This window comes from Neobacillus sp. WH10 (assembly GCF_030123405.1).
GTDB lineage: Bacteria > Bacillota > Bacilli > Bacillales > Cytobacillaceae > Neobacillus.
Genome location: NZ_CP126110.1, coordinates 1,691,144 through 1,703,521, shown reverse-complemented (window position 1 = coordinate 1,703,521; position 12,378 = coordinate 1,691,144). Strand labels below are relative to the sequence as shown.

Annotated in this window: 12 protein-coding genes; 1 reads left to right on the top strand and 11 read right to left on the bottom strand. The window is 33.3% G+C overall.

Going from position 1 to position 12,378, the window contains the following annotated elements; all coding sequences use genetic code 11:
• Positions 1–199: 199 nt before the first annotated feature.
• Complete coding sequence (locus tag QNH20_RS07995) at positions 200–718, top strand: cupin domain-containing protein (protein ID WP_283922361.1); 519 nt, start codon at positions 200–202, stop codon at positions 716–718.
• Between the two features lie 247 nt (positions 719–965).
• Here QNH20_RS07995 and QNH20_RS07990 read toward each other — a convergent pair whose 3' ends face one another.
• From QNH20_RS07990 to QNH20_RS07940, 11 genes are all read right to left on the bottom strand, one after another.
• The gene (locus tag QNH20_RS07990) at positions 966–1,430 is read right to left on the bottom strand and encodes a hypothetical protein (protein ID WP_283922360.1); all 465 of its coding nucleotides are present in this window, start codon (positions 1,428–1,430) and stop codon (positions 966–968) included.
• A gap of 444 nt (positions 1,431–1,874) precedes the next feature.
• The gene (locus QNH20_RS07985; RefSeq protein ID WP_283922359.1) at positions 1,875–3,260 is read right to left on the bottom strand and encodes a glycoside hydrolase family 1 protein; all 1,386 of its coding nucleotides are present in this window, start codon (positions 3,258–3,260) and stop codon (positions 1,875–1,877) included.
• 66 nt (positions 3,261–3,326) lie between these two features.
• Positions 3,327–3,641, bottom strand: coding sequence for a PTS sugar transporter subunit IIA (locus QNH20_RS07980; RefSeq protein ID WP_283922358.1), 315 nt, complete (start codon positions 3,639–3,641; stop codon positions 3,327–3,329).
• A gap of 61 nt (positions 3,642–3,702) precedes the next feature.
• Positions 3,703–5,004: a PTS sugar transporter subunit IIC gene (locus QNH20_RS07975; protein WP_283922357.1), complete on the bottom strand. Its 1,302-nt coding sequence runs from the start codon at positions 5,002–5,004 to the stop codon at positions 3,703–3,705.
• 38 nt (positions 5,005–5,042) lie between these two features.
• Positions 5,043–5,831, bottom strand: a complete 789-nt coding sequence (locus tag QNH20_RS07970; protein ID WP_283922356.1) for a histidine phosphatase family protein — start codon at positions 5,829–5,831, stop codon at positions 5,043–5,045.
• Positions 5,832–5,924: 93 nt separating this feature from the next.
• Positions 5,925–7,142 (bottom strand): prolyl oligopeptidase family serine peptidase, encoded by a 1,218-nt coding sequence (locus QNH20_RS07965; RefSeq protein ID WP_349632716.1) that lies wholly within the window; start codon positions 7,140–7,142, stop codon positions 5,925–5,927.
• A 116-nt stretch (positions 7,143–7,258) separates the two neighbouring features.
• Entirely contained in the window at positions 7,259–7,561 is a 303-nt protein-coding gene (locus tag QNH20_RS07960) for a PTS sugar transporter subunit IIB (RefSeq protein ID WP_283922354.1), read from the bottom strand.
• Between the two features lie 268 nt (positions 7,562–7,829).
• Positions 7,830–8,645 carry a MerR family transcriptional regulator gene (locus QNH20_RS07955; protein WP_283922353.1) on the bottom strand — a complete coding sequence of 272 codons (816 nt, stop codon included), beginning with the start codon at positions 8,643–8,645 and terminating at the stop codon, positions 7,830–7,832.
• Between the two features lie 420 nt (positions 8,646–9,065).
• On the bottom strand, positions 9,066–9,380 hold the full coding sequence (locus QNH20_RS07950; RefSeq protein WP_283922352.1) for a cupin domain-containing protein: 315 nt from the start codon (positions 9,378–9,380) through the stop codon (positions 9,066–9,068).
• A 67-nt stretch (positions 9,381–9,447) separates the two neighbouring features.
• Positions 9,448–10,869: an MATE family efflux transporter gene (locus tag QNH20_RS07945; RefSeq protein WP_283922351.1), complete on the bottom strand. Its 1,422-nt coding sequence runs from the start codon at positions 10,867–10,869 to the stop codon at positions 9,448–9,450.
• 25 nt (positions 10,870–10,894) lie between these two features.
• Positions 10,895–12,367, bottom strand: coding sequence for an aldehyde dehydrogenase family protein (locus tag QNH20_RS07940; RefSeq protein ID WP_283922350.1), 1,473 nt, complete (start codon positions 12,365–12,367; stop codon positions 10,895–10,897).
• Between the last annotated feature and the right edge of the window lie 11 nt (positions 12,368–12,378).

Sequence of the window (12,378 nt, the reverse complement as noted above, 5' to 3'; positions counted from 1 at the left end):
CAAATTATGAGTACATAAAATGCCTATAGAGGTTTAATTGCTAATGTAAGAGGTGAAGAAAATTATGGTTTCATATATTGATTACACTTCTCCATCAACTCAATACGTATTTGACGTAAATAATAGTCCCTTGTTTAAAAAGGATCATAATAACTTTATTAACGTATTAGGTGTGAAACAGTTAAATACTTAAGAAAATGTGTCTCTTTTAGACATTTTCTTAAGTGCTAATAATGTTGTAGAACCGCACTATCACCAAAATGCCGCAGAGCTAGTCTATTGTATTTCTGGTGCGGCAACTGTATCGATGCTGAACCCATATACCAAACATATTCTCAATTACTCCATTACCCCAGGACAAGTGGCAAACATTCCTCAAGGTTGGTGGCATTATGAAGTAGCTACTGAAAATAACACTCATCTTTTAGCCATTTTTGATGCACCAACTCCAGAAGTTATTTTAGGTTCTGACATTTTAAAATTTACTCCTACAAATATTATGTCGCATACCTATTGTCTTGATGAAAATAACTGGAAAGAAGCAATTGCACCAGTAAAACCCACAACATATATAGGTCCATACAAGAACTGCAATAGAGAAAATGAAAATATACCTCAGCAGTATTTAAATCAACCTTATCATCTTCAAAAGAATTGCATCAATCACCAACATATCCCATACGAACATCATTATTACCAATACTGGGGTTTTAGATAAACTAAAAAAACAATCGGCATGGAAAATTCATGCCTTTTCTCTGATCAATGTTTGGTCAAAAGCAACATAAAGGGGTTATTTCTCCACTTCAACTGCTTCTTAATTTCAAGTGAAAAACTTGTCAATCAAACTTTTTAAATAGGAATAAACTAGAAAAAAGGTATAAATCACTCATTTTTTAGTAATTATACCTTTTGACATGTATGGCATTTAATGATTGTTAGATTACTTAACAAATAGTCTCTTATTAAAAACAAGTAAACGATTGAATTTGTCGTAAGCTTATTCCGAAATAAACCCATCTATTGCCAGTCCAACGCCACCCTGCGACCGAGGTTCGACCAACGAATGTTGGATAAAACCAAAATTGCTGAAAATTTCTTAGCCATACATACGTATATCTGAATAAACATCTTCTAATACTGCCTGGATCCACTGCAAAGGTTTGTGCTTGTTGTGTTTGTGCTGGAACAAAAGATGGCGGTGGTGCACTTGGCGGTGGTGCAGTTGGCTGTCCAACCTCTGGCCCTTGACCCGGTGGTGGAAACCCAGGTGGTCCTTGTGGTGGTCCCAATTGGGGAAAAGATGTTCCAAATTGTCTTTCATCAAGGGTTGTATGATAATAATTCTTCACTTGGGATGGAGTAGAATAATATTTAGTTTCCTGACTATATGGATTGTTAGTATACAGATGCATATGACTAGGATACATAAAATGAACTCCTTTACTTTTTAATCTCACAACATCCTATTCTTTAGGCATTGTCCTATCAACTTGTACTCACAAAAATGTGTATTTACCTATAAAATACCTTATAAAGTTGTTAGGTCTTGCAAGATTTTTTACATATTACATAAGTTTCACTATTGAATCCCCTGACACCTAACTATACAGAACATTTTTTTAATCACCCACACAGTCATATAGGTATGGACCTCCGTATATTATCTAGACATTGGTCTGGATGTGGCAAAATATTTTTACAAAAATAAAGGTATCCCTATTCATACTTGCTAATAGAGATACCTTTAAAATCTAATAGACACATATATGTTAGAAAAAATCACCCAGTTTTCCTTATGAAAACAAAATGTATATAACACAACTCCTGCTTCGTCTATTCTAATGAATAGTAGGTTTCTTATCTAGAATACATTAACGGTCTATACCATTAGATAGAATAACTTGTTGATACCAATGAAAACTTTTTTTCTTTATTCTTTTTAAATCTTTTAAATCATTTTCATCACGATTTACATATATAAAACCATATCTTTTCCTAAATCCTTGATGAGTAGAAATTAGATCGATTGCTGCCCAAGGACAATAACCAATAACATCAACACCATCTGAAATTGCCAACTCCATTTGTTCTATATGTTTACTTAAATAATCTATTCGGTAGTCATCTACAATAGAGCCATCTTCGTTAACCTTGTCGTATGCCCCTATACCATTCTCAGTAATAATAATGGGTAGATTATAGCGTTCACTCACTTCTCTTAATGTCACCCTAAATCCAACAGGGTCAATTTCCCAACCAAAGTCTGATAATTCGAGATATTCATTGTCATCTCCCATAAAGAAGCCTTCTTCTCCTACTTCTATTTGCTGATCACCAATATCTTCAAACACAAAATTCTCATCATACTCACAAACAGTAATAGAAGAATAGTAATTAAAGGCAATATAATCCGGCTTTGAGCTGGCCAATATTTCCATATCTCCATCTAAAATTACAGGTTCCATTTTTTTACTTTTCATAAAGCTCCACGCTATTTTGTTATAGCGTCCATATACAGCCATGTCTAAATATAACCAGTTGCGTATAGCGTTACAATTTTGAGCTGCAATAATATCATTTGGTTTACACGTTTTTGGATAAACATAACTAATATTTGGAGCAGGACCAATTTTTCCATCCGGTACTAACTGATGACATAAGTTCGTTACTCTAGCCTCTGCTAAGAGCATATGATGATTTTGTTGATATAACTCTTTTTGTGATACATCAGATGTCCCAATTGCTCCACCATGTAATATCATCATATTTTGTTCATTAATTGTTAACCAATACTTAACTCTATCTCCAAAACGTTCAAAAAGCACCTTGCAATAATTCACAAAAGCATCAATAGTAGCTCGATTACTCCATCCACCCTTCTTCTCTAAGGCATATGGTAAATCAAAATGATACATAGTTACTAATGGTGTGATGTTATGCTTAATTAATTCATTTATTAGATTATTATAAAACATAATACCTTTTTCATTTATTTCTCCGTCTCCATCAGGAAAAATACGTGTCCAAGCAATAGAGAATCTATATGTTTTTAACCCCAACTCTGAAAAAAGCATTATATCTTCTTTATAATTGTGATAATGGTCACTACAAACTTTAAAATCTGATGTCCCTTCGGGAATACCCTTCACATCTTGAATAGAAGGTCCTTTGCCATCCACATTATAGGCGCCTTCTACTTGGTAAGCACTTGTAGAGGCTCCCCATAAAAAATCTTTTTTAAAAGTACTATTCAACATATATCTACCCTTCTTGTTGTAGCTATATTAATAGAGTTACTCGTATTTACACGCACTAACAATCTATTATTTACCAGATATTCTTTCGTAAAGGCTAATAAACTCTTCCGCTATAACTTTAAATCCTTCGGCACTCATAAGTTGGTCTTCAGCATGCGCTAATAATAAGCTAACTTCTACTTTTTCACCATTTGCTTCTTTACTAATAAGTTCAGCATGTGCTTTATGTCCTTGGATAAAAGTTTCAGCTCCTTCTTTCATTAAATTTTTTGCTTGTTCAAAATTACTTTTCTTAGCTTCTTGTATTGCTTCAATATAAGATGAACGAGCACTGCCTACTGCTGAGATGATTTGAAATACAATGTATTCATTCGTTTCCATAACTATTCTCCTAAAACATTTTTATTTGTTAGGTATAAAAAATATTTTATACCTAGCATCATTAATTATTTGTTAATGCTTTTTGTTCTGCCTCATAAGCTTTTTTATCTCCTATTTTAAAGAAAGGATAATACAATAAAATCTGAGAAATAATTATTAAAACTATCATTAACATTAACAGCCATCCACCAGAAACATATCCAGCAAAAGGTGCTGGGGTTACCCATGGAAGTTCTATTAAAGGATTAAAACGAGATAATATCCCAGTAATTTTTAAGAATACAATGCCTATTAATCCACCAACGACTGTAGATGTTACTAATGGTATAAAGTAAATTGGATTTAGAACAAGCGGTAACCCAAAGACAATAGGCTCATTAATATTAAAGATATTTGGGACGATACCGATTTTCCCAAGTGATTTATACTGTTCTGATTTTGCAAACAATAAATTAATTGCTAAACCTAATGTATTTCCTGTTCCACCAACAATTACTGCAAAATGCATAAGACTAAATGCTAAGTAAGGTATTTCTGAAATAGGAGCTCCTGATGCAAAAGCTGTTATCGCAGCAGTGAATAGAGGTGCTGTAGCACCATACCATACATTTATTATTGGTGCTGGATGTAAACCAAAGAACCAACATAAATTCATAAATGTAAAAATACCAATAACTGACCAAACGGAAGAACCTATTACTTTTACTGGTAATGCAACTACTTGACTAACAAAATTAAAAACATTTTCATATGGTGTATAACCAAATAACACTCTTACAAAGAAAATAATTGTAAAGATAATGATTGAAATAAATACAGGATTAATTGCATCTGATACCATAGGCGGTACTGATTCTGGCAACTTTACCCCAATATTTTTTCTCGTTAAGTAACAATATAATTTACTTGTCAGAACCCCAACAAACATTGCAACAAATATTCCATCACTGCCAAGATATTGAGTAAGAATGGCAGGAATATGTTCTTTCCCTACTGTTACAGACATTGGCATTAAACAAAGAAAACTTCCTAGCGCGATTACCCCAGCTATCATTCCATTCAAGCCTTCTTCTTTTGCATAGGAATAAGCAATAATCACTACCATATAAACTGCTAACAAACTTAATGTAGCACTAATCATGTCTTGCATATGGGTATATAAACCTGCTTGTTTAATTAATGTTTGCCACCATTCAAATGGTAAATTCCCTAAAATAGCGAATAATGTAACACCTATCGTAACAGGGATTGTCATCATCATCCCTTGTGTAATCGCATTAACTACCTTACTATTTCCAAGAAAATTTGTTAGCGGGGTAATTATTCTTTCTAGTGCATTTCTCATCACTTCTAAAAACTTCATAAATACCTCCAAGATGTACTACTTATAGTATTTTAAGATTAGTTTACTTTTTTCCCTTTTTCTACATAGCTCATATCATTTACAGATTCAACTGTATATTTACCATCTTTATACAAAACCTTTGAAACACTTGCATTACTAAGGCCTGCTTCGAGTTCATTAAGAGCATCAGGAGATATTGTGTATAATAATCCCATTAGTGATAGACCATGTGATACTACTAGAATGTCACCGCCACCATTTTTAGCTACTTCTTCTACAATTTTGTCAACTTCTTTTTTCATTCTCACGGAAACTTGTTCAGCACTTTCAGCTTGTTTACTTCTATCAATCTTCGCTGCAGTATCAAGCATAATACCAACGTCGAAATTCTCCATAAACTCATCCATTGTCATATTATTAGCTTTTGCAAGTTCTTTATGGAAATTTTGATTAAGCTCACCTTCAAATTCACCAAAGTTTACTTCTCGCAAATTTTTACGTTGAATTAATTCAACATTTTTTTGTCCACTATTATTTAACACTATTTGAGCAGTTTCTATTGCACGTCCACTATCACTACTGTATGCTTTTGCAAATTGAACGTCCTTTAAACCTTTCCCAAGTAATTCAGCTACTTCTATTCCCTCTTTAGTAAGAGGAGAATCTGCCCAACCTTGAACTCTATCGGTTGAATTCAACATAGTTTTTCCATGTCTTACTAAATAAAGTTCAACGGGTTTTGCTTCCTTTGTATTTGTAGCTTTTTGATTTTCCTTTGTGGAACATCCAAATAAAGAACCTGTTAACAAACATACTAGGCATAATGATAATAATGCTTTTCTCATTATGGAACCTCCTTGTGTTGTTACAAAAATATGTTTTAATCTTCAACATTAATGTAATGATCGTATTCTATTAATTCATTTTAATAAGACTGGCTATTTTGATTGACTAAACAACCAATTTATCATTTCTTTATCTTGTAAAGCTGGTACCCAAGAGAAATGCCCCATAGGCTTGACCGTTCCATTTGGATATTCAGTATATTTAATGGACGTTCCACCTAATTCTTTAATAGCCTTTACAGCATCCCTGCTATATCTAACATCAACTAGTGGATCATCCTCTGCATGGAAAACCCAAATTGGCATATCCTTAATATCCTTAAATGCTGAATAATCTTTTAGCGGTTCATATTCATTTGAAAGATTAAAACCTTTAATATCGCCTATTCCGCAAATAGGTACAGCTGCTGCAAATAATTCAGGGTTCTTCTCAATAATATTCCAGGTTCCAATTCCTCCATTAGACATACCAACAACATATATACGATTTTTATCGACATCATATTTTTCAATTGTGTCTTTTAGTAAATTTAGCATGGTTGTATATTTCGGTTCTTCTGTCCAATACATTGTAAGTTCCTCAGTTGCTTCAGCTTGAGGTGCTAGTACATAGGCAGGGTGTTTGGCTTGCTGTTCTGGTGCAGCCCATACAACTGCGCCTTCATTGCCAACCATGTGCATATAATTATCATTACCTCGCTCACCAGAACCGTGTAAGAATAATACTAATGGATACTTTTCATTTGGTTCTTTTGTAGGTTCAAATAGTCGATAATTCATCATACTTCCTGAAGCATCTTTATAAACAGCTTTTTTAAAGTCATCTACTACAGGTGTTTTTATGTTTGAAATCTTAACCTTTTTTTCTGAAGATTTAAAAACCACCCCATCTTTAGTCTTTAAATCTTTCTCAAGACTTACAGTATAATTTAAATTATTCCGAGTACTTAAAAATTTCTCTTCATCAAATGTTGATGTAGATGCATTTTCATCCTTTGAATCTAACTCGATTACAACATATTGTCCTTCTTTAGAAGATTGTGATAATGAAACTTTATTATTTGTATATACTTTGGTTATTGTTCTTTTTTCTGTTTTTCCATTTATTATCGACTCGATCTTAAAGCTATCTTTTGTTAATTCAGAACCATCTATTTCATCTCCAAAATCACAAACGACCGCATAACCAACCTCTCCATATGGAAAAACTTTTGTTATTAATGTTGCATCAGATTCTTTTAAATTTTTTTCTTTACTTTCCATAGAACATCCAGAAATCACTAAACCACTTACAAAAACAGCCAAAACCATACATAATGTCGGAAATTTACTTCTTTTTTTCAAGTTTTGACCTCCTAGAGTAATATTTTTTCAGGAGAAAAGAATAAATCGTATAAAAAACTTTAATCGTTAACGAAACCTATTCTTTAATCCCCTAATGCATTTTTCACTTGTTCGATCACTTTTTTTCCATCTAACATTCCATATGCTGCCATATCGATTACTTCAATAATTTGCCCTGGCAGCTGCGTCTTTACAGTATTTAGAGCATATCGAACTTGTGGTCCCAATAAAACAATATCAGCAGTTTGACCAACATTTTGTGCTTCGGCTAACGCATAAGCCTGTATTTCACAATCATAGTTTGATTGTTCTGCATACCCTTTCATTTTTTTCATCAGCATACTTGTAGACATACCTGCATTACATAGAAGAACAATTTTTCTCATACTTTAAACCTCCAATTATAAATTTTACTTTTGCAATAATTACGAGCTTTTAAAACGTTTTCTTTACAAATTCAATACTATGATATGGTCTAAGACTAGGGTCAATAAGTTTCTTTATTTTTATTTATTATGAAATTTCTTATAAAATAAAAAAACGCACCTCCAATTGTTAGTTGTGGCTAACAATTGAGGTGCAGTTCATTTACATACTGTTTTTAATAAAATTCCATTTATACATCTAAAAGAACATCCAATTACTATTATTTCATTAATCATCGCTTTTAATAATAGGAAACATAATAACATAGTTCTCGATTGTTTTGTCTTGATGTTTTGTTTCACAAACGTAACGACATAAAACATCCCCATTTAGTGTGTAGCCTAATTTATGTATTATCTCTAATGGTTCATTTAATATCAATGTAGAAAAAGGGTCATTAACATCCTTTTTATATAAATAATTCAAACATTCTCCCATATCTATTTTTAAAACAGAATCGTCAAAGGGTAATTGATATTCCTCCATTTTTGATTCAGGGATAGCCATCACCCAATAACTTTCGTTAATATTATTGGATTGATATTGATCCTTAAGAATCAATAATGATTGGTGTACTATAGGCAGAAAGTTTAACCATTTTTTAAGAAGAGGATTTTCACATAAATCTCCTTTATCAATATGAACGTGCTTTAGAAGATAGTATGTTTCGACTGTCTCAATAAACCATTGCCTATCTTCAATATTAAATTCTTTTAGCAAACTAACATATTCGCTAATTAGCTTTGTTTCTAATTCTAACATCTTTATTGCTTCATTTTTTTCAGCTATTTTATTATTACATCTTGATATAATGTCTTCTAATTCTAAGCCATTAAAAATACTTCCAATTTCTTTAACTTGAAATCCCATTTGGCGATAATTTTTTATTGATAAAAATACTCCAAAATCCTCATAAGTATAATACCTGAAACCTGTTTCATTATCTTTTTGAGGCTTTAAAAATCCTTTTTTTTCATAAAACCGCAAAGCATCTAATGAAACTCCAAATTCACTTCTAACTTCTCCAATTTTATATTTTTTCATATTATATTCACTTCCAATTACTAGTTCACGTCATCTTTTATCTAATATTTAGTTCAGATATTTTAATAAATGTTTTTACTTAAAATATTTTAATATATATTTTTTTTGATAACAATAGTGGTTTCACTTACCATGAAGGTAACAAATATTGATACAGATAAAGAAAACTCGCCGATTGGCAAGCCCCTAAGGGCGAAGACAATCGGCGTAGTTGCACTTATGCGGTAGGAAAGTATAAATTTTGAAAAATTTATACTTTCCTATTAGCTTAAAAAAGCCAAGGCTTTTTTAAAGAAGCGCTTGGCTGCTACTATCTTTCATTTTAATAAAAGAATATATCTCTATGTGAATTACCTGTATGTTCAAGGTATATCCTTTGTTCTTTTACTTTTATGTGTGTTTCATCAAAGCTTCATAAAATCATTGGACTGTCTGAGATGTTTTCGCACTCGCGATATAATCCAGCTCAAAGTTTAGCTTGTAGACTTTTTTTAAATATTTCGGAATATCCCAAATGCAAACAAGTCCTTTTGGAAGAGAAACCAACATATTTTCTGTTACATTATAAGTTATATCTTCAACTGTAATATTTACTTCTCCATCAAGAACATAAAATGTTTCAGCTGCTTCCACTTCCCATGGAGCCTTGTGTGTCGTGTTTTCCCAAGGCTCCCATGTATCAACTCCGAGTTTTTCGAATTCTTGAGTTGAGATTTTTTTAACGACAAACGCCATAATTCTTCCTCCTCAGAATAACCAAATGAAATAAGAAATCCCATTATAATAATGAATACAAAATCAATTAGATTATTTTTTTTACATCTTTATATTTTTCATTATCACTAAGTTTCCTTAATCTACTAAACTCTCTATACATAAAAAGAATAGCTACTATAAATGCAAGTACATCCGCAACGGGAATGGAGTACCAAACACCATTAACCCCCATAAAATCAGAAAGAATATAGAATAGTGGAATCGCAAAAATAAAAGATCTCCCTATTGCTATAAATGTTGCCTTAATGTTTTGCTCGATTGCTTCAAAGTAACATGATATTAGCAAAATGATCGCTGCAAATGGAAAAGTAAAGTTGAACACTCTGGTCGACCAGACACCGATATCCTGTAAAGCAGCGTCTCCTCCTGTAAAGAACCTAACTATTGAATCAGTAAAGAAGAATAATAATACGGTAAAGAAAATAGTCATGGTGAATGTGAATTTAAGTCCTAACGAAGTAGCTTCCCTTACTCGATTATAAAGTCTAGCTCCGTAATTATAGCTAATTAAAGGTTGAATACCAGTTGTTATTCCCATAATTAAAAGTACGAGAAAGTTAGTAATATATCCATTTTGAATTGTAAAGGCAGATACATGTAACTCTCCCCCTAATGAAGCCAACAAATTATTAATGACAATAATGGAGATAAACATAGTAAGCGAAATTGAGAATGAGGCAAAACCAGTGGCATTAACTTCTATCATGTTGCTAAGCTTCATTCTAAGGTCCTTCAACTTGGGTTTTAATGAAGTTTTACTAAAAATAAAATAAAAAATCAGTACGCTTGGGAACGAAGTAGAAATATTATTAGACCAAGCTGAGGCTGCTACTCCATATTGAAACTTATGATATAGAATTAATTCAACAGTAGCAGCTAAAACTGCTCCAGCAAACCAACTCAACGTGCTAAGTCCTGGTCGTTCATCGAGAATAGCGAGAACACTAAGAATAACCGCTAATACCTGGAAGGGAAAAAAAACCCAAGCGTGATTTCCAAATTGCATTGCGTACGGTAGAGCAGCATCATTCGCGCCAAAAAAACGCATTAGAGGTTCATTATAGATGTAACCAAAGATCGCAATAACCGTTGACAAGATGACACCGAACCAAATCGATTGACCAGCAATACTTCTCGCTTCATCGATTTTGCCAGCGCCCAATCTTAGGGCAACAACCGCTCCAGCTCCCACTCCAATTAGTACACCTATGGCACGTGAAAGAACTTGTATAGTATAACCAATACCAACCCCTGCCATCTCTTTTGTACCCAATTGCCCTACAATATTTCCGTCTACAAATGAAGGCGCTGCCAAAAAAATGTTACCTAGAATAGCGAGGAAAATATAACGGTAAAACAAACTCTTTATGTTTTTTGTTCCTAATTCCCTATCTTCAAGTGTTTTAGAGTCAATAGTTGATTGCTCTTGGACATCTATATTTTTCATAAACTCCCTCCCTTAATTGCAATTATTAATTAGAAAACCAGCCAACAGGATGTGCCTTATAGCTTACATTAATTTGTTTTATTTCTGAAAATTCATCAAGTCCAAATTTTCCTAAGCCTCTTCCGATTCCACTCTGTTTATAACCACCCCATGGAGCTTGTATAGTTGCTACATGATAGCAGTTCACCCAGGTAATGCCCGCCTGTATTTTCTTGACTACACGCATCGCTTTCTCAATATCATTACAAAAAACAGCACCACCCAATCCGAATACTGTGTCATTTGCTAATGTGATTGCTTCTTCTTCATCTTTAAACTTTTGAATTACTAAGACTGGGCCAAATATCTCTTCTTGAACAATTCTCATATCCGGTCTAGTATCGGTGAAAATTGTAGGTTCAACAAAAAAGCCGTTTTCACAACCGTTATCTATAATTCTATTTCCTCCACAAGCAAGTGTTGCACCTTCCTGTTTTCCTATTTCGATATACCTTAATACCTTTTGCATATGGGCTTCACTAACTAGCGGTCCCATTTCACTTGCTGCATTATTACTATGACCAACGACTATCTTTTTTGCACGCTCGATCAGTCTTTCAACAAATTGGTCGTGAATACTATCTTCAATTAGGAGACGGGAAGCTGCAGTACATACCTGACCACTATTTAAGAAGATATTGAATAGTGCGTTATCCACTGCAATTTCTAAGTCATTATCAGCAAATACAATGTTTGGAGATTTCCCTCCTAATTCTAAAGAAATTTTCTTTGTATTTTCTGCAGCAACACGCATAATATTCTGTCCAGTTTTCGTTCCACCAATAAAAGCCACTTTATCTACCAAATTACTATCTACCATTTCATTACCAACAGTACTTCCTGGTCCCATTACTAAATTTGCAACTCCTGCTGGCACACCTGCCTTTTCGATAATTTCGAACAGTTTAACAGCAGAGACAGGTGTGATCTCTGATGGTTTTAATATAAATGTATTTCCTGCTACTAGTGCAGGCGCAATCTGCCACGCAGCCATAAGGAGTGGAAAATTCCATGGAACTATAAGACTGCACACCCCTATTGGTTCACGGATAACTATTGTCTGAACAGAGTCGCCTACATTAAACATTTCACCTTCTGGTTGCGTAATAAGGCTTGCATAGTATCGGAAACAATCAATCGCATTTTGAACATCTATTTTTGCAGCCAGTAACATCTTTCCATTATTTAATGTTTCAAGCACCGCTATTTCCTCTGCGTTTTCTTCTAACAAATTAGCGATTTTATGCAAATATGTTGCACGAGTTTTAAAAGGAAGTGTAGACCATATTCCGCTATCAAAAGTTTTACGTGCTACCGATATAGCATATTTGGCATCCTCAGAAGCACCTTCAGCTGCTACTGCAATTAGCTCACCATTAGCAGGATTTATTATTTCCCTTTTTTCTCCTGAAGTAGAGCTGATCCATTTTCCATCAATATACATATTAAGTTCCATCATTTTTATCTTCT

Bases quoted from the DNA above. Each gene is read 5' to 3' on its own strand.
- QNH20_RS07990 (WP_283922360.1), bottom strand. From the start codon at position 1,430: ATGTATCCTAGTCATATGCATCTGTATACTAACAATCCATATAGTCAG.
- QNH20_RS07985 (WP_283922359.1), bottom strand. From the start codon at position 3,260: ATGTTGAATAGTACTTTTAAAAAAGATTTTTTATGGGGAGCCTCTACA.
- QNH20_RS07980 (WP_283922358.1), bottom strand. From the start codon at position 3,641: ATGGAAACGAATGAATACATTGTATTTCAAATCATCTCAGCAGTAGGC.
- QNH20_RS07975 (WP_283922357.1), bottom strand. From the start codon at position 5,004: ATGAAGTTTTTAGAAGTGATGAGAAATGCACTAGAAAGAATAATTACC.
- QNH20_RS07970 (WP_283922356.1), bottom strand. From the start codon at position 5,831: ATGAGAAAAGCATTATTATCATTATGCCTAGTATGTTTGTTAACAGGT.
- QNH20_RS07965 (WP_349632716.1), bottom strand. From the start codon at position 7,142: ATGGTTTTGGCTGTTTTTGTAAGTGGTTTAGTGATTTCTGGATGTTCT.
- QNH20_RS07960 (WP_283922354.1), bottom strand. From the start codon at position 7,561: ATGAGAAAAATTGTTCTTCTATGTAATGCAGGTATGTCTACAAGTATG.
- QNH20_RS07955 (WP_283922353.1), bottom strand. From the start codon at position 8,645: ATGAAAAAATATAAAATTGGAGAAGTTAGAAGTGAATTTGGAGTTTCA.
- QNH20_RS07950 (WP_283922352.1), bottom strand. From the start codon at position 9,380: ATGGCGTTTGTCGTTAAAAAAATCTCAACTCAAGAATTCGAAAAACTC.
- QNH20_RS07945 (WP_283922351.1), bottom strand. From the start codon at position 10,869: ATGAAAAATATAGATGTCCAAGAGCAATCAACTATTGACTCTAAAACA.
- QNH20_RS07940 (WP_283922350.1), bottom strand. From the start codon at position 12,367: ATGATGGAACTTAATATGTATATTGATGGAAAATGGATCAGCTCTACT.